This window comes from Streptomyces sp. NPDC012508, from assembly GCF_042902595.1.
Lineage (GTDB): Bacteria > Actinomycetota > Actinomycetes > Streptomycetales > Streptomycetaceae > Streptomyces.
Map to the genome: position 1 here is coordinate 847,361 of NZ_JBIBEO010000001.1, position 21,025 is coordinate 868,385.

At 71.7% G+C, this 21,025-nt stretch carries 20 protein-coding genes; 6 read left to right on the forward strand and 14 right to left on the reverse strand.

Annotated elements, in window-relative coordinates; genetic code table 11:
* Positions 1-44 precede the first annotated feature (44 nt).
* The 7 genes from ACFY8U_RS03600 to ACFY8U_RS03630 form a co-directional block, all read right to left on the reverse strand.
* Positions 45-830 (reverse strand): ABC transporter ATP-binding protein, encoded by a 786-nt coding sequence (locus ACFY8U_RS03600; protein WP_361440282.1) that lies wholly within the window; start codon positions 828-830, stop codon positions 45-47.
* Positions 823-1,752 carry an ABC transporter permease gene (locus tag ACFY8U_RS03605; RefSeq protein WP_389565097.1) on the reverse strand — a complete coding sequence of 310 codons (930 nt, stop codon included), beginning with the start codon at positions 1,750-1,752 and terminating at the stop codon, positions 823-825. Before ACFY8U_RS03605 ends, ACFY8U_RS03600 begins: the two co-directional genes overlap by 8 nt.
* Positions 1,753-1,800: 48 nt before the next feature.
* Entirely contained in the window at positions 1,801-2,679 is an 879-nt protein-coding gene (locus ACFY8U_RS03610; protein ID WP_361440711.1) for a glycosyltransferase, read from the reverse strand.
* A 77-nt stretch (positions 2,680-2,756) separates the two neighbouring features.
* Positions 2,757-3,536 (reverse strand): CDP-alcohol phosphatidyltransferase family protein, encoded by a 780-nt coding sequence (locus tag ACFY8U_RS03615; RefSeq protein ID WP_389565100.1) that lies wholly within the window; start codon positions 3,534-3,536, stop codon positions 2,757-2,759.
* Entirely contained in the window at positions 3,514-4,575 is a 1,062-nt protein-coding gene (locus ACFY8U_RS03620; RefSeq protein ID WP_361440289.1) for an iron-containing alcohol dehydrogenase family protein, read from the reverse strand. The genes ACFY8U_RS03615 and ACFY8U_RS03620 overlap by 23 nt, the downstream gene beginning before the upstream one ends.
* On the reverse strand, positions 4,563-5,300 hold the full coding sequence (locus tag ACFY8U_RS03625; RefSeq protein WP_361666821.1) for a phosphocholine cytidylyltransferase family protein: 738 nt from the start codon (positions 5,298-5,300) through the stop codon (positions 4,563-4,565). The genes ACFY8U_RS03620 and ACFY8U_RS03625 overlap by 13 nt, the downstream gene beginning before the upstream one ends.
* The gene (locus ACFY8U_RS03630; protein WP_389566141.1) at positions 5,297-7,111 is read right to left on the reverse strand and encodes a DUF5941 domain-containing protein; all 1,815 of its coding nucleotides are present in this window, start codon (positions 7,109-7,111) and stop codon (positions 5,297-5,299) included. Before ACFY8U_RS03630 ends, ACFY8U_RS03625 begins: the two co-directional genes overlap by 4 nt.
* Before the next feature lie 405 nt (positions 7,112-7,516).
* On the opposite strand from ACFY8U_RS03630, the gene ACFY8U_RS03635 reads away from it, so the two are divergent.
* The 3 genes from ACFY8U_RS03635 (at position 7,517) to idi (ending at position 10,640) form a co-directional block, all read left to right on the forward strand.
* Positions 7,517-8,458, forward strand: coding sequence for a cation diffusion facilitator family transporter (locus tag ACFY8U_RS03635; protein ID WP_389565105.1), 942 nt, complete (start codon positions 7,517-7,519; stop codon positions 8,456-8,458).
* A gap of 183 nt (positions 8,459-8,641) precedes the next feature.
* The gene (locus tag ACFY8U_RS03640) at positions 8,642-9,889 is read left to right on the forward strand and encodes a GNAT family N-acetyltransferase (RefSeq protein WP_389565107.1); all 1,248 of its coding nucleotides are present in this window, start codon (positions 8,642-8,644) and stop codon (positions 9,887-9,889) included.
* A 142-nt stretch (positions 9,890-10,031) separates the two neighbouring features.
* The gene (gene idi, locus ACFY8U_RS03645) at positions 10,032-10,640 is read left to right on the forward strand and encodes an isopentenyl-diphosphate Delta-isomerase (RefSeq protein ID WP_361594859.1); all 609 of its coding nucleotides are present in this window, start codon (positions 10,032-10,034) and stop codon (positions 10,638-10,640) included.
* Here the strand turns inward: idi and ACFY8U_RS03650 are convergent.
* Both ACFY8U_RS03650 and ACFY8U_RS03655 read right to left on the reverse strand, forming a co-directional pair.
* On the reverse strand, positions 10,606-11,142 hold the full coding sequence (locus tag ACFY8U_RS03650) for an ATP-binding protein (protein ID WP_389565110.1): 537 nt from the start codon (positions 11,140-11,142) through the stop codon (positions 10,606-10,608). The genes idi and ACFY8U_RS03650 overlap by 35 nt on opposite strands.
* Before the next feature lie 130 nt (positions 11,143-11,272).
* Positions 11,273-11,962: an HdeD family acid-resistance protein gene (locus ACFY8U_RS03655; RefSeq protein ID WP_389565112.1), complete on the reverse strand. Its 690-nt coding sequence runs from the start codon at positions 11,960-11,962 to the stop codon at positions 11,273-11,275.
* Between the two features lie 65 nt (positions 11,963-12,027).
* Between ACFY8U_RS03655 and ACFY8U_RS03660 the strand changes: the two genes are divergently transcribed.
* Positions 12,028-12,780, forward strand: coding sequence for an enoyl-CoA hydratase/isomerase family protein (locus ACFY8U_RS03660; protein WP_389565115.1), 753 nt, complete (start codon positions 12,028-12,030; stop codon positions 12,778-12,780).
* Between the two features lie 34 nt (positions 12,781-12,814).
* On the opposite strand, the gene ACFY8U_RS03665 is transcribed toward ACFY8U_RS03660, so the two are convergent.
* Together ACFY8U_RS03665 and ACFY8U_RS03670 are read right to left on the reverse strand one after the other, a co-directional pair.
* A complete protein-coding gene (locus tag ACFY8U_RS03665) occupies positions 12,815-13,456 on the reverse strand; it encodes a DJ-1/PfpI family protein (protein WP_389565118.1) in 642 nt (213 codons plus the stop codon).
* 13 nt (positions 13,457-13,469) lie between these two features.
* Positions 13,470-14,498: a GlxA family transcriptional regulator gene (locus ACFY8U_RS03670; protein WP_389565121.1), complete on the reverse strand. Its 1,029-nt coding sequence runs from the start codon at positions 14,496-14,498 to the stop codon at positions 13,470-13,472.
* Between the two features lie 126 nt (positions 14,499-14,624).
* Here ACFY8U_RS03670 and ACFY8U_RS03675 point away from each other — a divergent pair, with 126 nt between their 5' ends.
* On the forward strand, positions 14,625-15,488 hold the full coding sequence (locus ACFY8U_RS03675; RefSeq protein ID WP_389565124.1) for a hypothetical protein: 864 nt from the start codon (positions 14,625-14,627) through the stop codon (positions 15,486-15,488).
* A gap of 93 nt (positions 15,489-15,581) precedes the next feature.
* The gene (locus ACFY8U_RS03680; RefSeq protein ID WP_389565127.1) at positions 15,582-17,981 is read left to right on the forward strand and encodes a Tex family protein; all 2,400 of its coding nucleotides are present in this window, start codon (positions 15,582-15,584) and stop codon (positions 17,979-17,981) included.
* 218 nt (positions 17,982-18,199) lie between these two features.
* Here the strand turns inward: ACFY8U_RS03680 and ACFY8U_RS03685 are convergent, their stop codons facing one another.
* Genes ACFY8U_RS03685 through ACFY8U_RS03695 form a run of 3 tightly spaced genes read right to left on the reverse strand, consistent with a single transcriptional unit; the run spans position 18,200 to position 20,969 of the window.
* A complete protein-coding gene (locus ACFY8U_RS03685) occupies positions 18,200-18,607 on the reverse strand; it encodes a hypothetical protein (RefSeq protein WP_361594843.1) in 408 nt (135 codons plus the stop codon).
* Positions 18,604-19,332 (reverse strand): 2-phosphosulfolactate phosphatase, encoded by a 729-nt coding sequence (locus ACFY8U_RS03690; RefSeq protein ID WP_389565130.1) that lies wholly within the window; start codon positions 19,330-19,332, stop codon positions 18,604-18,606. Before ACFY8U_RS03690 ends, ACFY8U_RS03685 begins: the two co-directional genes overlap by 4 nt.
* Complete coding sequence (locus ACFY8U_RS03695; RefSeq protein ID WP_389565133.1) at positions 19,332-20,969, reverse strand: ABC-F family ATP-binding cassette domain-containing protein; 1,638 nt, start codon at positions 20,967-20,969, stop codon at positions 19,332-19,334. The genes ACFY8U_RS03690 and ACFY8U_RS03695 overlap by 1 nt, the downstream gene beginning before the upstream one ends.
* Between the last annotated feature and the right edge of the window lie 56 nt (positions 20,970-21,025).

Genomic DNA, 21,025 nt, shown 5'->3' on the forward strand with positions numbered 1-21,025 from the left:
GCCCCCGCCGGGACCGGCGGGGGCCTTCGTATGCGGTTCGGGTGCTACCTCGCGGTCTCGCGCTCGTACGCCCGCAGGACTTCCTCGGTGGGTCCGTCCATGAGGAGCTCGCCCTTCTCCAGCCACAGGACCCGGTCGCAGGTGTCCCTGATCGACTTGTTGCTGTGGCTGACCAGGAAGACCGTGCCGGCCTCCTTGCGGAGCTCCCGGATGCGCTGCTCGGACCGGATCTGGAACTTGCGGTCACCGGTCGCGAGCGCCTCGTCGATCATGAGGACGTCGTGGTTCTTGGCGGCCGCGATGGCGAAGCGGAGCCGGGCGCCCATGCCGGAGGAGTACGTCCGCATGGGCAGGCTGATGAAGTCGCCCTTCTCGTTGATGCCCGAGAAGTCGACGATCCCCTGGTAGCGCTCGCGGATCTCTTCCCTGCTCATTCCCATGGCGAGGCCGCCGAGTATCACGTTGCGCTCACCGGTCAGGTCGTTCATGAGCGCCGCGTTGACGCCGAGGAGCGAGGGCTGACCGTCGGTGTACACCTTGCCGCTCTCGGTGGGGAGCAGGCCGGCGATGGCGCGCAGCAGGGTCGACTTGCCGGATCCGTTGCTGCCGATGAGGCCGATGGCCTCGCCGCGGTACGCGGTGAAGGTGACGCCGCGCACGGCGTGCACCTTGCGGACGCCGCGGGTGACCTCGGCCTTGCCGCGGCCGAGCATCCGGCTCAGGGCCGCGGTGGCGCTGCCCTTGCCGCCGCCACCGGTGTTGACCCGGTAGACGATGTGGACGTCGTCGGCGATGACGGTGGGAACACGTCCCAGGGTGGGGTCAGCCACGGCCGTACCTCTCCTCGGCCTTCCAGAAGTAGACGAAGCCGCCGATGCCGACGGCCAGGGCCCAGCCGAGGGCGGTCGCCCAGACGTGCGAGGGCAGGTTCTCGGCGCCGTAACCGTCGATCAGCGCGAAGCGGATCAGGTCCATGTAGACGGCGGCCGGGTTGTACATGAGCACGTCGGCGATCCAGGCCGGCTTGTCCGCGAGCATCACCGGGATGGAGAACATCACGCCGGACGCGTACATCCACGTGCGCATGACGAACGGCATGAGCTGGGCGAGGTCGGGGGTCTTGGAGCCCATCCTCGCCATGATCATGGCCAGACCGATGTTGAAGACGAACTGCAGGAACAGCGCGGGGATCAGCAGCAGCCAGCTCAGCGAGGGGTAGCTGCCGAAGGCGATCGCGACCGCGGCCAGCACGATCATCGAGAAGAGCAGCTGCTGGAGCTGCTGCAGCGCGAACGAGATGGGCAGCGAGGCCCGCGGGAAGTGCAGGGCCCGGACGAGTCCGAGGTTGCCCGCGATCGCCCGTACGCCCGCCATGACCGAGCTCTGCGTGAAGGTGAACACGAAGATGCCGGTCACCAGGAAGGGGATGTAGACCTTGGTCTCCATGCCCCGGCCGGCGTCCAGGATCAGTCCGAAGATCAGGAAGTAGACCAGCGCGTTGAGCAGGGGGGTCGCGACCTGCCAGAGCTGGCCGAGCTTCGCCTGGCTGTACTGCGCCGTCAGCTTCGCCGAGGAGAAGGCGAGGATGAAGTGGCGCCGCCCCCAGAGCTGACGGATGTACTCGAAGAACCCGGGCCGGGCGCCGCTGACCGACAGACCGTATTTCGCGGCCAGCTCGGCCGGGGGCAGGCCGTCGTCGGCGGATGGCGGGGCGCTGGTCGCGACCGCACCGTCGTGGGTTGTGTCACTCACAGGTCGAAACTTTCGTATTCAGATGCGCGGCAGGTCGGGCACCACGTGTCAGACGACGGGCGGGCGTCCCAGTCGGGTCAGCCGCCACACCGTACGCCATTTCATGGGCCGGCGCGGTCCGCAGGGGGTGGCCCAGCCTTCCCGGAAACCGCCGATCCACGCCTTGAGGGCGGGGCCGGAGGGGCGCCGTGCGAGGGTCAGCAGCAGCCAGACACCGAGGTAGACCGGGACGAGCAGAGCGGGGAGGTTGCGCCGGGCCAGCCATACCCGGTTGCGGGCCACGTTGTAGTGGTACGTCGCGTGCCGGGACGGTGGCGTGGTGGGGTGGAGCAGCACCATGTCGGAACGGTAGTCGATCATCCAGTTGGCGTCGAGCGCCCGCCAGGCGAGATCGGTTTCCTCGTGCGCGTAGAAGAACTCGTCCGGCAGTCCGCCGACTTCGGTGAGGACCTGTGTACGCACTGCGTTCGCGCCGCCGAGGAAGGTGGTCACGCGCGAGGACCGCATCGGGTCGGAGGCGCGCAGCCGCGGGACGTGCCGGCGCTGGGTGAGACCGGTCTCGGGGTCCGCGATCCGGAAGCTGATGATCCCCAGCCTCGGATCGGCGGTGAAGGCCTGGCGGATCAGCTCGGCGGTGTCCGTACGGTCCAGCAGTCCGTCGTCGTCCAGGAAGAGCAGGGCGTCGACGGGTCCGCAGGGGCCGCCGGGGCCGAACGCCTCGATGCCGACGTTACGGCCGCCGGGGATGCCGAGGTTCTCGGGCAGGTCGATGGTGTGGACGCCGTCCGGCACTCCCGTCACGGGGGCACCGTTGCCGACGACGACGACCTCGACCGGGTCGCCCTCCTGCTTGGCCACCGATTCCAGCAGCGCGCGCAGGTCGTCGGGCCGGTTGCCCATCGTGATGATGACGGCACCCAGCTTCATCGCCGTGGTCACGTTCGTCCTCCCCGCGCTCGTCGTCGTCTCGTCTGTCGTCCGCGCCCTCGTCATGTCCCCCGGCCTCACTTCAGCCGGCTCGACGCCAGGATCGACACCAGGTGCAGGACCGTCTGGAGGAGCGCGATGCCCGCGAGCACCGCGACACCGAGCCGGGTGAAGAACAGACCGCCCTGGACCGCGTCGATGATGGCCAGGACCAGGATCAGCAGGGACGCCTCGATACCGAGGACCAGGCGGTGGAACTGAAGCGCCGAGGCCGCCCGGCGGGCGAGGGCCATGCCGGAGGAGCGGGGCTCGCTCGCCGCCTCCTTGACGGGCGGCAGACCGCCCTGGTGGCGAGCGACACCGACGAGGTCGGTCTCCGCCTTGATCAGGACGGCGCCGAGCGCCGCGAGCGTGCCGAGGAAGGCCCACAGCCAGTCGATGCGGCCGGTGCCCCACAGGTCGGCGGCGCGCAGGCCGAAGCCGACGAGCACGGCGGCGTCGCACAGGTAGGCGCCGACGCGGTCGAGGTAGACGCCGGAGAGCGAGAACTGCTGCTTCCAGCGGGCGACCTCGCCGTCGACACAGTCGAGCAGCAGGTACATCTGGACCGCGACGACGCCGAGGACGGCGCCCCAGATCCCCGGCACGAGCAGCGCCGGGGCGGCGAGCACGCCGAAGAGGGTCATGACGTACGTCAGCTGGTTCGGCGTGATCTTCGTGGTCACCAGGCGGCGGGTGATGCGCAGCGAGATCTCGCGCATGTACAGGCGGCCGCCCCAGTGCTCTCCGCTACGCCGGTCCTTCACACCCGCCGGGTGCACGACCGGGCGGAGTTCAGCTACGGATGGTCTTGGCATAGTCGGCGTACGCGTCCCTGATCTGGTCGTCGGAGAGGTCGAGGTGTTCGAGGATGGTGAAGCGGCCGGGACGGGTCTGCGGGGCGAAGGACACGGCCCGGACGAACTCGTCCGCGCTGAAGCCCATCTCCTCGGGCGTCACGGGCAGCCCGTGGCGGCGCAGCGTCTCGACGATGCCCAGCGAGCCCTCGGCTGCACCGCGCAGGTGCATCGCGAAGGCGGCGCCGAGGCCGCACTGCTCGCCGTGGCTGGCGGCGCGCTGGGGGAAGAGCAGGTCGAAGGCGTGGCTGATCTCGTGGCAGGCGCCCGAGGAGGGCCGGGTGTCGCCGCTGATCGACATGGCGATGCCGGACATCACGAGGCCCTCGGAGAGCGTGACGAGGAAGTCGTCGTCGCCGACGCCGCCGGGGTGGCGGAGCACCGCCTCGCCGGCGCTGCGGGCCATGGCCGCGGCCAGGCCGTCGACCGGCTCACCGGTCTCGCGGTGGGAGAGCTCCCAGTCCGCGATGGCGGAGAGGTTGGAGATCGCGTCGCCGATCCCGGAGCGGACGTAGCGCACGGGTGCGTCCCGGATCACGTCGAGGTCGATGACCAGCGCGATGGGGGTGGGCACACCGTACGAGCCGCGCCCGTTGTCGTTGTCCAGGGTGGAGACCGGGGAGCAGATTCCGTCGTGCGACAGGTTCGTGGCGATGGCGACCAGCGGCAGGCCGACCCGGGCCGCCGCGTACTTGGTGACATCGATGATCTTGCCGCCGCCCAGGGCGACCACCGCGTCGTAGCGCCGGCCCCTTATGGCGTCGGCGAGCTTCACGGCCGCGTCGATGGTGCCGCCGTCGACGGGGTACCAGTCGGCTCCGGGCAGCTCGGGGGCGAAGTGCTCGCGCAGCTTCAGGCCCGAGCCGCCGCTGATCGCGACGGCGATCCGGCCGTTGCTGGAGATCCGCTGGTCGGCCAGGAGCGTGGAGAGGTCCTCCATCGCGCCGCGGCGGATGTCGACGACGACCGGCGAGGGGATCAGCCGGGTCAGTACTGGCACGCGATCTCACGGCCCTTCGCGAGGTCGTCGTGGTTGTCGATCTCGACCCACTTGACGTCGCCGATGGGCTCCACGTCGATCATGAAGCCGTCGTCGGCGAGCTTCTGGTAGCCGTCCTCGTAGTAGAGGTCGGGATCGCGCTCGAAGGTGGCCTTCAGCGCGTCGGCGAGCGCCTCGGCGGCCTCGGGCTCGATGAGGGTGACACCGATGTACTCGCCGGTGGCGGTGGCCGGGTCCATCAGCTTGGTGATCTTCTCGACGCCCTTGCCGTCGGCGACGACGACCTTCATCTCCTCGTCGGCGAGACGCTTGACCGTGTCGAGGGCGAGGATGATCCGCCGGCCTTCGCCGCGCGCCGCGAGCAGCGTCTTCTCGACGGAGACGGGGTGGACGGTGTCGCCGTTGGCGAGGATCACACCGCGCTTGAGGACCTCACGCGCGCACCACAGGGAGTACGCGTTGTTCCACTCCTCGGCCTTGTCGTTGTCGATCAGGGTGATCGAGACGCCGTAGGCGGCCTCCAGGGCCTCCTTGCGCGCGTACACGGCCTCCTTGCGGTAGCCGACGACGATGGCGACCTCGGTGAGGCCGACCTCCGCGAAGTTCTTCAGCGTGAGGTCGAGGACGGTGGTGTCACCGTCGACAGGCACGAGGGCCTTCGGAAGCGTGTCGGTGTAGGGGCGCAGACGCCGTCCGGCACCGGCTGCCAGTACGAGGCCGATCATGCGGTTTCTCCTTCGTCATGTACGGCGGGTGCTCCCGAGGACACCCAGAAGCGGATGGACTCCACGAGCACCACGAGCGCGACGACGACCGCCAGAGCGGTGAGCGCCAGGGTGAAATCGGTGCCGCTGCTCGCCAGCAGGGTGGCGAGCACGGTCACCAGGAGCGTGCGGCCCTCGTGACCGCCGACGGTGCGCACGAGCCACGCGGGCGGGGCGCCGGTGCCGCCGCGAATGCGGTACACCGTGTCGTAGTGATGGTAGGCGACGGCGGCCACGAGGCCGTAAGCCGCGGGCAAGGCGCCGTTCACGTCGGAGCGGGCGGCGAGGATCAGGATCGTGCCGTACTCGGCGGCCCGGAAGAGCGGCGGGAGCAGCCAGTCGAGCGCGCCCTTCAGCGGCTCCGCGACCACGCTGCCGCTGATCACGACGTACAGGACGGCCGCGAAGAGGACGATCTTGCTGCCGACGGGTTCGATCAGCGCCGAGGCGAGGAGGCAGCCGACGCCGACCCCGGCGAAGGCCAGCCGGAACGGCTGCCGCTTCGCCGACCGGGCGATCAGCTCGCCGAGGGGCCCCGTGTCCGCCAGGTCGGCGAGCGCCTGGGCGGCCCGGTCGGTCCGCTTCGCCTTGCGGGTCAGGGAGCGGAGCACGCGTCCGGCGGTGGTGTAGCAGGCGCCGAAGGCGCAGCCGACGATCAGGGCCCAGAAGACGATGCGGGGGGTGGTGACGGCGGTGAGGACCGCGATCATGGCCCAGCGTTCGCCGATCGGCAGGATGATCATGCGGCGGGCCCAGACGGTCCAGCCGACGCTGTCGAGCTTGCTGGAGAGGGCCGCGGTGGGGCTGGTGTTCGCCGCGGCGTCGTGGTTCGCCTCGTTGAACGAGAAGTCCACGACATGGCGGCAGGTCATCAGGACCATCGCGCCGAGCGCGAGCGCCCAGACGTCGTCGCCGTTCCGCGCGGCGCCGAGCGCGAGGCCCGCGTAGAAGGCGTACTCCTTCGCGCGGTCGAAGGTGGCGTCGAGCCAGGCGCCCATCGTCGAGTACTGCAGGGAGTAACGGGCCAGCTGCCCATCGGTGCAGTCCAGGACGAAGGAGACGAGGAGCAGCACGCCTGCGGCGATGTAGCCGCCGCGCTCGCCGGTGGCGGCGCAGCCTGCCGCGATCAGCGCGGTGAGCAGCGAGGCCGTGGTGACCTGGTTCGGAGTGAGACCGCGCCGGGCGCACCAGCGGGCGATGTAGCGCGAGTACGGGCTGACGCAGAAGGTGGTGAAGAAGCCGTCGTGAGCCTTCACCGCGGAGCGCAGTCGTACGGCCTCGTCGTCGACGGCGGCGACCGCGGCGCGGGCCTCGTGGCGGGCCTCGGCGTCCGTCGGCACCGCGGCGACGAGCGTGCCGAGCGTGGGCCGGTGCACGGCGACGCCGTCGGCGTCGAGGGCGTCGGCGAGCGCGTCGGGCAGGTTCTCGTCGGTGGCCGCGGGGGCGGGTGCGGCCGGCGCGCCGGGTACCGAGGCGTACGCGTCGGTCAGCGCGCGGGCGAGCGCCGGACGGGCCTCGGGCTGCGCGGTGAGCGCGCCGGGCGCCGCGGCGGCGGGGAAGCGGGGGTCGGTGAGGGCCAGCCGCAGGGCGTGCAGGTGTCCGACGAAACGAGGGTCGACGACGGCGACCCGCTCACCCGCGGGTACGGCGGCGAGCAGCGCGCCGGTGTCCTGCGGGCCGGAGGCGACCCGTACGTCGAAGCCCAGCGACCGCAGATCGCCGTCGAGCGACGATCCGGGTACCGGCGGACCGGTGAGGATGGCGGTCGACAGACGAACTCACTCCTTGGAGCTGACGGGCGGGCCCGCGGGGCCCTATGGCACGCCCCGGGCACGGCGGCTCCGCCCGGCATCGGGCGGCGGCACGTCGGCTGAGGCTATCGGATGAACGAGGGCGGGAGTTCACCGATGCTTTGCGGTGCGGACTCCCCCGGGCCCACTCGATTCCGCCCGAGTGCGCCATGCCCTACGGAGATCATCATGGGTGATCGACCGGCCGCCCCACAAACCGCGCTCCCCCGCGGCCCGCACCCACCCTCGCACGCCCTCCCATCAGGCCCGCATCACCGCAGGTCAGATGATATGACAACGGTCTTCAGTACCGTGTTGCACATACCCCCCACCCGTAGTTGACTTGCGGCTCGGGCACCGGAAACGAGACGACGGGGAGGCCATGTCATGGGGGCTGGACACGACCACGGGCACAGTCACGGAGGGCCGCCGCCCACGGGGACCGCGGCCGCGGCCTACCGTGGCCGGCTGCGGATCGCGCTCGCGATCACACTGTCCGTGATGGTGGTCGAGATCGTCGGCGGCATCGTCGCGGACTCGCTGGCCCTGATCGCCGACGCGGCCCACATGGCGACCGACGCCGTCGGCCTGGCGATGGCGCTGCTCGCCATCCACTTCGCCAACCGCCCGCCCACACAGACCCGCACCTACGGCTTCGCCCGCGCCGAGATCCTCGCCGCGCTGGCCAACTGTCTCCTGCTGCTCGGTGTCGGCACCTATCTGCTGTACGAGGCGATCCAGCGCTTCATCGAGCCGGCCGAGACCAAGGGCGGACTGGCCGTCGCGTTCGCGCTGGTCGGCATGGTCGCCAACATGATCTCGCTCTCGCTCCTGGTCCGCGGCCAGAAGGAGAGCCTCAATGTGCGCGGCGCCTATCTGGAGGTGCTGGCGGACACGCTCGGTTCGGTGACGGTCCTCGTCTCGGCGGGCATCATCCTGGCCACCGGCTGGCAGTACGCCGACCCGATCGCCTCGATCCTCATCGGCCTGATGATCGTGCCGCGCACGGTCAAGCTGCTCCGCGAGACCCTGGACGTCCTGCTGGAGTCCGCCCCGAAGGGCGTCGACATGGCCGAGGTGCGGGCGCACATACTGGCGCTGCCGGGCGTCGAGGACGTCCACGACCTGCACGCCTGGACGATCACGTCCGGAATGCCGGTGCTCTCCGCCCATGTGGTCGTGTCCCAGGCGGCGCTCGACGCCGTCGGCCACGAGAAGATGCTGCACGAGCTGCAGGGCTGCCTGGGCGACCACTTCGACGTGGAGCACTGCACCTTCCAGCTGGAGCCCGCCGGGCACGCCGCCCACGAGGCGAAACTCTGCCTGTGACCGCTGCCCGCGGCTGCTAGCCTGCTCGGACAGACATGAGGTGTGGAGAGGAGCTGAGGTTGATGACCGTCGCGATGGAGGCTGCCCAGTGCGGCAGCGCCCGGTCCTTCCTCAGCTTCCGGGTTTCCGGCTGACCTGACGTTCCACGTCGGCCGGGGCCCTCACACACAAGGGTTTCCCACGTTGTCCGACAACGCTCTGTACACCGCCTTCTTCACCCTGCACCACGGTCTTCCGCGGCAGGGTCCGGGCTCCGACACCACCACCCGCCGACTCCTGGCGCTCTCGGGTCCGCTCCCCGACCGACCGCGCGTGCTCGATCTGGGCTGCGGGCCCGGCCGTTCCGCACTGCTCCTGGCCGCCGAGGCCGGGGCCGAGGTGACGGCCGTCGATCTGCACGAGCCGTTCCTGGAGGAGCTGCGGCAGGCCGCCGAAGCCCGCGGGCTCGGCGACCGTGTCCGTACGCTCAAGGCCGACATGGGTGAGCTGCCGTTCCCCGACGGATCCTTCGATCTCGTCTGGGCCGAGAGCTCGGCCTACGCCCTCGGCTTCGACACCGCTCTGCGCTCCTGGCGCCGGCTGCTCTCTCCCGGCGGCACCCTTGTGCTCACCGAATGCGAGTGGACGGTGGACGAGCCGAGCCAGGAGGCCCGCGCCTTCTGGGACGAGCACTACACGCTCCGCACCGGGAGCGAGAACATCGCCGCGGCCGTCGAGGGCGGTTACCACGTCCTCGGCGTCGTCCCTCAGCCCGAGAGCGACTGGGACGAGTACTACGGACCGCTCTCCGAGCGGGCCGACGCCGCGGACCCGGCCGCTCCCGGGATGGCCGAGGCGCTCGCCTCGACCCGGGCGGAACTCGCCATGCGCCGTGACCACGGCGGCGAGTACGGCTACGCCGGCTACGTCCTGCGGCCGGCCGACGACCGGTGGCGGACGCGGCCGGAGACCGCGGCCGATGCTCGCGCCGTGCGGGACCTCGTCGCGGCGGCCTTCGGGTCGACGGCGGAGGCCGATCTGGTCGACGCCCTCCGCGAGGACGCCGGGGCCTGGCTGCCCGGTCTGTCGATCGTTGCCGAGGCCCCGGACGGCTCGGTCGCGGCGCACGCGCTGATCACCCGGTGTCATGTCGACGGTGTTCCGGCGGCGGCGCTCGCTCCGGTCTCCGTCGCACCTGCGTACCAGCGGCAAGGGGCCGGGCAGGCCGTCGTCCGGGCCGTCCTCGACGCGGCGCGGCTGCGCGGGGAGTCGCTCGTGCTCGTGCTCGGGCACCCGGAGTACTACCCCAGGTTCGGGTTCGAACGGGCGTCCGCGTACGGAATCAAGCCGTCCTTCGCGGCCCCGGACGAGGCCATGATGGCGCTCGTCCTGGCCGGTTCCGGCCCTGTCCCGCCGGGCACGCTCCGCTATCCGGCGGCCTTCGGCGTCTGACACGCCGCCCGCTCCCGCCGCGCCGGATGTACTCCGGTGCGGTGGGAGCGGGCCATGTCCGGCCGCCCAAGTACGGACAAGTGGTTCTTGTGCGGCAGACTGAGGGAGCCCCACCGGGCCGAGACCGAAGCGAAGGACGGTTATGCCGACCACATCAGCCAGCGTGGCTCACAGCTCGTCGAACGGCGTCCAGCCGACCGCAGCCCAGGCGTCGATCATGCTCGAACTGGTCGACGAGAACGGCATCACCATCGGTACGGCGGAGAAGCTCGCCGCCCACCAGGCGCCGGGCCAGCTGCACCGGGCGTTCTCCGTGTTCCTCTTCGACGAGTCGGGCCGACTGCTCCTGCAGCGGCGCGCGCTCGGCAAGTACCACTCCCCCGGTGTCTGGTCGAACACCTGCTGCGGCCACCCGTACCCGGGCGAGGCGCCGTTCGCGGCCGCGGCCCGTCGCACGTACGAGGAGCTGGGGATCTCGCCCTCGCTGCTCGCCGAGGCGGGCACCGTCCGCTACAACCACCCGGACCCGGCGTCGGGCCTGGTGGAGCAGGAGTACAACCACCTCTTCGTCGGCATGGTCCAGGCCGAGCTGCGGCCCGACCCGGAGGAGATCGAGGACACCGCCTTCGTGACGGCAGAGGAGCTTACGGAGCGGCACGCGGCCGCACCGTTCTCCGCCTGGTTCATGACCGTCCTGGACGCGGCGCGTCCGGCGATCAAGGAGTTGACGGGTCCGGCCGGGGGCTGGTGATCCCGGGCGCGGTCGCGGGCAGCGATTCCGGCGCCGACCCCGGCGCCGGAAGCCGCGGGATCAGGGGCAGTGCCGCCCAGATGATCTTTCCGCCGCTCGCCGTGTGCTCCACGTCGCAGGCACCGCCGGCCTCCAGGGCGGTCTCCCGCACCAGGAGCAGCCCTCGGCCGCCGGTCTGCCGGTCGTCCGCCTCCAGCGCCTTCGGGCGGTACGGATGGTTGTCCTCGACGGACACCCGGATCCACTCCGCGCCGATCGCCACCTCCACCGCCACTTCCGGGGAGAGCAGCGCCGCGTGCTTGACGGCGTTGGTGACCAGCTCCGAGACGATCAGGAGCAGGCCCTGGACCGTGTCCTCGTGGGCCGGTACACCCTGACGGATCAGCAGGTCGCGTACGGCGTGCCGGGCCTGCGGAACGGAGACGTCGACCGCGGGAGCGGTGAAGCGCCAGACCCCTTCGTAGGACGGTGGCCGTGCGGGGACGCTCCCGCGGCTCTCCATAGTCCGGCTCCCACCCTCGTGCTCGATTGTCGCCACGAGTCGAGTCTTGGTAATGCGCAGGTCCGGACCGGGCTACTGACCAGAAGTCGACACTTATCGACCGCATTCCGATCGGGTGAGTATGCCAACGTCAGTTGTTCGACTGCTCCTGACCTTCTTCTGACCTCTTCGGAGGGTTGTCCTGCGGTCCGTCCGGCGGTGTGGCCCGCGGAGCGTCCGGCGCGGTGCCGGTGTCCGGTGGTGCGACCATACCGACGATCCGCCGGCCCCCGACACCGATGGCGATCAGACCGAGGCCGTCGAAGAGCAGGGCCAGGGAGAAGAAGACCCCGAGGACGTAGCGGCTGCTGTCCGGCCAGTCGAAGAGGACCAGCAGACCGAGGAGGAGACCGAAAGCCCCCTGGATGAGGGTCCAGCCGAACTGCGGCCCGCGCACCACCACGCTTCCCACCAGGCGGAAGACCCCGCCGGTCAGGAAGAGCAGGGCGGCGAACATGGTCAGCGCCTCGGCGGTCCCCTCCGGGTGCCGGATGACGACGACACCGGCCGCGATGTTCAGCGCGGCCACCACCACGGCCAGCCAGAAGTAGCTGGTGCCGCGCGACTCGATGGCGTGCAGGAGGCCCACGGCACCGCCGATGAGCAGCAGCCAGCCGAAGAGCAGCATCGAGGTGAGGGTGGCGAGACCGGTGTAGATCAGACCGACGACTCCGGCGGCGACGAGCAGGACTCCGAGGAAGACGAGCCAGCCGAAACTACGGCTCAGCTTCTTGCCCTCGCGCGCCGCGTCGTAGGAACCGTCCTGGGAATCCCGGGCCATGGGCGTCTCCTTCTCGGACCCCCTTCTTGATCGTACGGTCGGGGTGCCCGGATAGCATCCGCCGCATGGAGCCCACCGAACCGCGGCTGAAGGTCGTCGTCGACGACGAGGTCGCCACCGTCGTCATCTCGAACCCGGCCAAGCGCAACGCCATGACGGCCGCGATGTGGCGGTCCCTGCCGGAGCTGCTCGCGCCGCTCGCCACCGACCCCTCGGTCCGCGCGCTGGTCCTCACGGGTGACGGCGAGACCTTCTGCGCCGGCGCGGACATCTCCGCGCTGCGGGAGCCGGGCGACGAGCAGCAGTCCCTCGCGGTGCGTGCCGAGGAGGCGCTCGCCGCCTTCCCCAAGCCGACGCTCGCCGCCGTCCGCGGCTTCTGCATCGGCGGCGGCAGCCAGCTGGCCGCGGCCTGCGATCTGAGGTTCGCGGAGGAGGGCTCACGATTCGGAGTCACCCCGTCGAAGCTCGGAATCGTCTATCCCTCCCCCTCGACCCGGCGGCTGACCGCGCTGGTGGGGCCGTCGGCCGCCAAGTACCTTCTCTTCTCCGGCGAGTTGATCGGCACGGAACGGGCGCTGCGCACCGGCCTGGTGGACGAGGTGCTCCCGTCCGGCGAACTGGACAAGCGCGTGGGCGAGTTCACCCGAATCCTGGTCGGACGCTCCCTGCTGACGCAGGCGGCGGCGAAGGAGTTCGCGGACGGACGCACGGACCGGGACGCCCACTGGGCGGAGCAGGCACGCGGCAGCGGCGACACCGCGGAGGGGGTCGCCGCCTTCCTGGAGCGCCGCGCGCCCCGCTTCACGTACGAGGTCTGAGGCTTCGCCGCACGGGCCGGCAGCCGCCGCCGGCTCAGCCCTGGGGGAGGTCCTCGGTGGCCGTGCCGCGCCAGCGGGCGACGATCTCGGCCGGGGCCTTCTCCGGGGAGCCCGCGTCGTAGGGCGGCTGCGGGTCGTACTCGGTCAGCAGCTGGATGGTCTGCGCCGCCTCGTCTCCCGCGATCCGGCCGATGAGGTGCAGTGCCATGTCGATGCCGGACGAGACCCCGGCGGCGGTGACGTACTTGCCGTCGAAGACGACCCGCTCGCCGGTGGGCTCGACGCCGACCGCCCGCAGCTCGTCGAAGGCGAGCCAGTGGGTGGTGGCCCGGCGGCCGTCGAGCAGGCCCGCGGCGCCCAGGATCAGCGAACCGGTGCACACCGAGGTGGTCCAGGTGCTGGTGGCGTCGGCGGTACGGAGCCAGTCGAGGATCTCCGGGTCGTTCATCGCCTGACGGGAGTCCGGGCCGCCGGGGACCAGGACGATGTCCGGATGCGGTACGTCCGCGAGGGTCTTGTCGGCGACGAGGGCGAGGCTGCCCTGGTCGTTGCGGACCGGGCCCGCCTCCTTGGCGACGAACACGGTCTCGGCTCCGGGGATACGGGCCAGGAGCTCGTAGGGGCCGACGGCGTCGAGGGTCGTGAAGCGGTCGTAGAGCAGCACGGCGATCTGCATGGAGGGTTCCCTTTCAGCGGGTGGTCCGCGGAACGTTCGGTACGGATGCGTTCGGTACGGGTGCGTTCGGTTCGGGTGCGTTCGGCACGGGCGCGTGGAAGCGGCGGCGGTAGTCCGCCGGGGCGGTGCCCATGGCTTTGACGAAGGCCCGGCGCATGGCCTCGGGGGTGCCGTAGCCGGCGGCGCGGGAGACCTCGAGGACGCCGTCGGCCGTCTCCTCGAGGAGTCTGCGCGCGTGTTCGAGCCGGACCTGATCGACGTACCGGCCCGGGGTCGTGCCGGTCTCCGCCTGGAACGCGCGGGCGAAGTGGCGCGGCGACAGCCGGGCGCGGGCGGCGAGGGCCTCGACGGAGAGGTCCCCTTCGGGATGCTCGGTGATCCACTGCTGGAGGTCCCGCAGGGGTGCGCGCTGGGCGGTCTGGGCGGCGAGCTGGGCGCTGAACTGCGCCTGGTTGCCCGGGCGGCGCAGGAAGACGACCAGATGGCGGGCGACGGTCAGCGCGGTGTCGCGGCCCAGGTCCTCCTCCACGAGCGCGAGTGCGAGGTCGATGCCCGCGGTCACGCCGGCGGAGGTGGCGAGCCTGCCGTCGCGGACGAAGATGGGGTCCGCCTCCACCTCGACCTCGGGGTAGCAGCGGGCGAGGTGGTCGCAGGCGGCCCAGTGGGTGGTGGCCCGTCGGCCGTCGAGGAGCCCGGCCTCGGCGAGCAGCAGCGCGCCGGTGCAGACGGAGACCAGGCGCTCGGCGCCCGGGGCGTTGGCGTGCAGCCAGTCGATCAGCCGGGGGTCCGGGTGCCGGGTGCCCTCGCCTCCGGGGACGAGCAGGGTGTGCGGGCGCTCCGCGGCGGCGAGCGTCGTGTCAGGGAGCAGCCGTAGACCGCTCTGGGTGCGGACCGGTCCGCCGTCGAGCGAGGCGGTCACGATCGGGTAGGCGCAGTCACCGCCGGCGGCGCGGGCGGAGCCGGCGAACACCTCCACCGGTCCGGTGACATCCAGGCTCTGAACGTCGTCGAAGAGGACGACGAGCACGGGTCGCTTCGTCATGTGGTCCATCCTTGGCGGAGCGCCGGATGTCTGCAATGACGAGGACCCCACCTTTCCTGCCATTGATGCCCGTGTGGTGGAGCCCGGCCTTCCGGTCGTACCGACCAGTCGGTAACGTTCCGTTCCATGACCTCTCTGCCGCCCCGCGCGGGCCGCCGCTGCCACCACATGCTCAACCCGATGCACTCCACGGTGTACTTCTCACCCGATCTGGACACCGAGTTCCGGGCGATCGGGTTCGACGACGTGACGGCCATGCGACTCGCCTCGCGCAGCGCCGCGATGGGGGCCGTAGGAGCGGGAACCGTCGCCGCGGCGTTCTCCAACTACAACGTCGAGATGCTGGCCCAGCACCTTCCGGCCGTCTGGGACATCGCCTCGCCCTCGGAGGTGGTGGCCGCGCGGCTGCGCGCCGTGGACGCCACGATGCGCCGTCTCCTCGGCGAGGACGCCCTCGCGTCGGCCGAGATGGCGGAGGCCGCCGAGCTGGCCCTGCGCGCCACCGAGGCCTGCACCCGGCACTCCCGGCCGCTCTACTCGGCCCACGCCGACCTCCCCGTCCCGGACCAGCCGCACCTGCGCTACTGGCACGCCGCGACGCTCCTGCGCGAGCACCGGGGCGACGGCCACCTGGCGGCCCTCCTGAGCGCCGGTCTGGACCCGCTGGAGGCGATGGTCAGCCACACCGCGACCGGCACCGGCATGAATCCGCGCTGGGCCCTGGGCGCCCGTGGCTGGCGGCGTACCGACTGGGACGCGGCGGCGGGGCGGCTGCAGGAGCGCGGGCTGCTGGACGCGGACGGGGAGCTCACCCTGGAGGGCACGGCCCTGCGCGACGCGGTCGAGGAGCACACGGACCGCCTGGACGCGGCCCCGTACGAGCACCTGGGCGCGGCGGGGGTGGAGCGGCTGACGGAGCTGGGCAAGGCCTTCCGCAACGCGGCGCTCCTCGCCGGGGCCTTCCCGGCGGACCTCGCCGACAAGGGCTGACACGGCCGGTTCGGGGCGCGTGCGGGGTTCCGGGAAGGGACGCGGCAGAATGCACTCGCAAGCTTGAGGCACGAGAAGGCGAGTCGGGACACCGTGACGACGTCCATCGAAGGCAGGATCGCCGAGGAACTCGGCGTACGTGAGCGACAGGTGAGGGCAGCCGTCGAGCTGCTCGACGGCGGCTCGACCGTGCCGTTCATCGCGCGCTACCGCAAGGAAGCGACCGAGATGCTCGACGACGCCCAGCTGCGCACGCTCGAAGAGCGGCTGCGTTATCTGCGGGAACTGGAGGAGCGGCGGACCGCCATCCTCGACTCCGTGCGGGAGCAGGGCAAGCTGACGGCCGAGGTGGAGGCCCAGCTCCGGGCCGCCGACACCAAGGCCAGGCTGGAGGACATCTATCTGCCCTTCAAGCCCAAGCGCCGCACCAAGGCGCAGATCGCCCGGGAGGCCGGGCTCGAACCGCTGGCGGAGGGGCTCCTCACGGACCCGTCCGTGGACCCCGCCGCCGCGGCGGCGGCCTTCGTGGACGCCGACAAGGGTGTCGCCGACCCCGCCGCGGCGCTGGAGGGTGCCCGCGCCATCCTGACGGAGAAGTTCTCCGAGGATGCCGACCTGATCGGCGAGCTGCGTGAGCGGATGTGGGGCCGGGGCCGGCTCGCCGCCAAGGTCCGGGAGGGCAAGGAGGAGGCGGGGGCGAAGTTCGCCGACTACTTCGACTTCGCCGAGCCGTTCACCGCGCTGCCCTCGCACCGGATCCTCGCGATGCTTCGCGGCGAGAAGGAGGACGTCCTCAGCCTGGAGCTGGAGCCGGAGGAGCCCTCCGAGACCCCCGGCCCGTCCTCGTACGAGTCCATGGTCGCCTCGCGCTTCGGGGTGGCCGAGCGGGGGCGTCCGGGCGACAAGTGGCTGCTCGACACCGTCCGTTGGGCCTGGCGGACCCGGATCCTGGTCCACCTCGGGATCGACCTGCGCCTGCGCCTGCGGACGGCGGCGGAGGACGAGGCGGTGCGCGTCTTCGCGGCGAACCTGCGCGACCTGCTGCTCGCCGCCCCGGCCGGAACGCGGGCGACGCTGGGCCTCGACCCCGGTTTCCGTACGGGTGTGAAGGTGGCCGTCGTGGACGCGACGGGCAAAGTCGTGGCCACGGACACGATCTATCCGCACGTCCCGGCGAACAGGTGGGACGAGTCGCTGGCGAAGCTGGCGCGGCTCGCGAAGGAGCACGCCGTCGAGCTGGTCGCCATCGGCAACGGCACGGCCTCCCGCGAGACGGACAAGCTGGCCGCTGAACTCATCGCCAAGCACCCGGAGTTGACACTCACGAAGGTCATGGTCTCCGAGGCGGGCGCCTCGGTGTACTCCGCGTCGGCCTTCGCCTCGCAGGAACTGCCGGAGCTGGACGTCTCGTTGCGCGGTGCGGTCTCGATCGCGCGGCGGCTCCAGGACCCGCTGGCCGAGCTGGTGAAGATCGACCCGAAGTCGATCGGGGTCGGGCAGTACCAGCACGACCTGTCCGAGGTGAAGCTCTCGCGCTCGCTGGACGCGGTGGTCGAGGACTGTGTGAACGGCGTCGGCGTCGACGTCAACACCGCGTCCGCGCCGCTGCTTTCGCGGGTGTCGGGCATCGGCGCCGGCCTCGCCGAGAACATCGTGGCGCACCGCGACGCCAACGGGCCCTTCCGGTCGCGGAAGGCGCTGAAGGACGTGGCGCGGCTCGGGCCGAAGGCGTACGAGCAGTGTGCGGGCTTCCTGCGGATCCGGGGCGGGGACGACCCGCTGGACGCGTCCTCGGTGCACCCGGAGGCGTACCCGGTGGTGCGGCGGATGGTGAAGACGACGGGCGGCGAGGTCGCGTCCCTGATCGGCAACACGGGCGTGCTGCGGTCTCTGCGGGCGGACGACTTCGTCGACGAGACCTTCGGTCTGCCGACGGTCTCCGACATCCTGCGCGAGCTGGAGAAGCCGGGGCGGGACCCGCGGCCGGCGTTCAAGACGGCGACCTTCAAGGAGGGCGTCGAGAAGATCGGCGACCTGGCGTCGGGGATGGTCCTGGAGGGCGTGGTCACGAACGTGGCGGCGTTCGGCGCGTTCGTGGACATCGGCGTGCATCAGGACGGGCTCGTGCATGTGTCGGCGATGTCGAAGACGTTCGTCAAGGACCCGCGGGACGTGGTGAAGCCGGGTGACGTGGTCCGGGTGAAGGTCCTGGACGTGGACATCCCGCGCAAGCGGATCTCGCTCACGCTGCGGCTGGACGACGAGGCGGCGGCGGACACGGGCGGCGGCGGTGCGCCGAAGCGGGAGCGGGGTGAGCGGGGCGGACGCGGTGAGCGTGGTGGCCGCCCGCCGCAGCAGCGCCGCGGCCAGCCCCAGCCCCAGGCCCAGACCTCGGCCCCGGCGCCCGCGAACAGCGCGATGGCGGACGCCCTGCGCAAGGCGGGCCTGCTGAACGAGGGCGGAAGCGGCGGCGGGAAGCGGCGCGGCCGCTGACGCACACGAGGGGCCCGGCCGTCACGGCCGGGCCCCTCGCGTTTCCGTGGTGCCGGGCCCCTCGCGTTTCCGTGGTGCCGAGCCCCTCACGTCCCCGTTGTGCCGAGCCCCTCACGTCCCCGTTGTGCCGGGCGCCTCGCGTCCCCGTTGTGGAGCCGGGGGCTCGTCGACATGTCGATGTCCGTCGTGCGGGCCGGCATCGCGGCCGCGATGATCCTCTAGGCGTCCGGGAGATAGCGGAGCGCCCATTCGGCGCGGTTGGCCACCGTGAGATCGTCGTCCTCCGTCAGGGGCTGGAGCAGGGCGCGGGAGCGGTTCGGGTCGGCCTGGACCAGGTCGACGATCTCGCCCGCCAGGGCGTCCTGGTCGTCGCCCAGGTCGACGGAGGAGGCCCGCAGGAGCGCCGGGAGCGCGTCCGGGCCGCCGATCGCGGCGAGGACGCCGCCGAGGAGCTCTCGGGCGTACGCGTTGCGCTCGACGAGGGCCCGGTCCAGCTCGGCCTGGAGGCGCGGAAGCAGCGCCGCGTCGCCCGAGGCCGCGATCTCGTCCGCGAGGTCAATCGTCTCGTCGATGTCGGAGTCGAGGTCGTCCAGCATCTCGGTGAGCCGGGTCAGCAGGTCGGTCATGGTGTCTCCTGGAATGCGCCGTCCCTCAGGACGGGGACCGTCTCCGAGGTGTCGGCCTCGGCGGCCACCGCGACGTCCTGCGGATAGCCGTACTCGTACAGTTCACGCCCCGAATCGCAGCGGTGCAGCTCCGCCACGGGATCCTCCGTCGCCTCCCACAGCGTCACCGCCGCACGCGCCTCGGGCGTGAGGGCGTACGAGCCGAGCGCGCACAGTGCCGACAGCACTCCGCCCGCGCCGAGGAGGTCCTCCAGGGCCGGGCGCAGGGAGCCGTCGGGCCACCGTTCGCCCGAGGCGACGACGGCGAGGGGACGGGACTCGGAGCCGTAGCCGTGCCGGGCGAGCCAGCGGGCGACGGCGGTGCGGTTGCGGAACGAGGCGGCGACCACGGTGGCGTCGCCGGCCTCGGCGGAGATCGTGGAGCCGTTCGGGGACGGCAGGACCAGGCGCGGGGTCGGCGGGGCCGCCCGCAGGGCTGCCGGGGAAAGGGTCCACGGCGTCTCCGGCGACGCCTCCTTCCGGCCGACGGCCAGCGCCGCGTCGAGCCCGGCCGCGTACGTCACGGCCGTCTCGTCCCTCCAGCGGTACGGGAAGACGGCGGTACCGGACTCCACCGCCACGCCCACCGACGTCGTGAACGAGAGGACGTCGACGACCACCAGGCACGCGGCGTCGCGGGCGAGGACGGCGGCCTCCGTCGGGCCCCATCCGAAGGTCACACCCATCAGAGTTCCGTCACCTTGCCGGCCGCGACCTCGACACGTCGGGTCGTGCGGACCGCGTCCAGCATGCGCCGGTCGTGGGTCACCAGAAGGAGCGTGCCGGTGTAGGAGTCCAGCGCGGACTCCAGCTGCTCGATGGCCGCCAGGTCCAGGTGGTTCGTCGGCTCGTCGAGGACGAGCAGGTTGACGCCCCGTCCCTGGAGGAGGGCGAGCGCGGCCCGGGTCCGCTCCCCCGGAGAGAGCGTGGTGGCGGGCCGCAGGACATGCTCGGCCTTGAGGCCGAACTTCGCCAGCAGGGTCCGTACCTCCGCGGGCTCGGTCTCGGGGACGGCCGCGCAGAACGCGTCGAGCAGCGACTCGGAGCCGTGGAAGAGCTTGCGGGCCTGGTCGACCTCGCCGACCACGACGCCCGAGCCGAGCACCGCGTCACCCGCGTCGAGCGGCAGCCGGCCGAGGAGCGCGGCGAGCAGCGTCGACTTGCCGGCGCCGTTCGCGCCGGTGATCGCGACCCGGTCGGCCCAGTCGATCTGGAGGGTGGCGGGACCGAAGCGGAAGTCTCCGCGCCGGACCTCGGCCTCGCGCAGGGTCGCCACGACCGAGCCGGAGCGCGGGGCGGCAGCGATCTCCATCCGCAGCTCCCACTCCTTGCGGGGCTCCTCGACGACGTCGAGCCGCTCGATCATCCGCTGCGTCTGGCGGGCCTTCGCGGCCTGCTTCTCGCTGGCCTCGCTGCGGGCGTTGCGGCCGAGCTTGTCGCTGTCGGTGGCCTTGCGGCGGGCGTTCTTGACGCCCTTGTCCATCCAGGACCGCTGCATGTGGCCGCGTGCCTCAAGGGCGGCCTTCCTGCCCGCGTACTCCTCGTAGCCCTCGCGGGCGTGCCGCCTGGCGGTGTCCCGCTCCTCCAGGTAGGCCTCGTAGCCACCGCCGTAGAGCGTGATCTGCTGCTGGGCGAGGTCGAGTTCCAGGACCTTGGTGACGGTACGGGTGAGGAACTCGCGGTCGTGGCTGATGACGACCGTGCCGGCGCGCAGCCCCTGCACGAAGGCTTCGAGCCGCTCCAGACCGTCGAGGTCGAGGTCGTTGGTGGGCTCGTCGAGCAGGAAGACGTCGTACCGGGAGAGGAGGAGGGAGGCGAGACCGGCGCGGGCTGCCTGGCCGCCGGAGAGCGAGGTCATCGGCTGGTCGAGGCCGACGGTCAGGCCGAGGGAGTCGGCGACCTCCTCGGCCCGCTCGTCGAGGTCCGCGCCGCCGAGGCCGAGCCAGCGCTCCAGGCTGACGGCGTACGCGTCGTCGGCGCCGGGCGTCCCGTCGACAAGGCCCTGGGTGGCCTCGTCCATGGCGGTCTGCGCGGCCGCCACTCCCGTACGGCGGGCCAGGAAGTCCCGTACCGTCTCGCCCTCGCGCCGCTCCGGCTCCTGCGGGAGGTGGCCGACGGTGGCGGTGGGCGGGGAGAGCTTCAGCTCGCCGTCCTCAGGGGTGTCGAGCCCGGCGAGCAGCCGCAGCAGGGTCGACTTGCCGGCGCCGTTGACACCGACGAGGCCGATGACGTCGCCGGGGGCGACGACGAGGTCGAGGCCGGCGAAGAGGGAGCGTTCGCCGTGGCCGGCGGCGAGGTCCTTGGCGACGAGAGTGGCAGTCATCAGGAGATGAATCGTATGCCACCCCTCAGGGGAGGACCGGTGCGACCGGCTCGGCC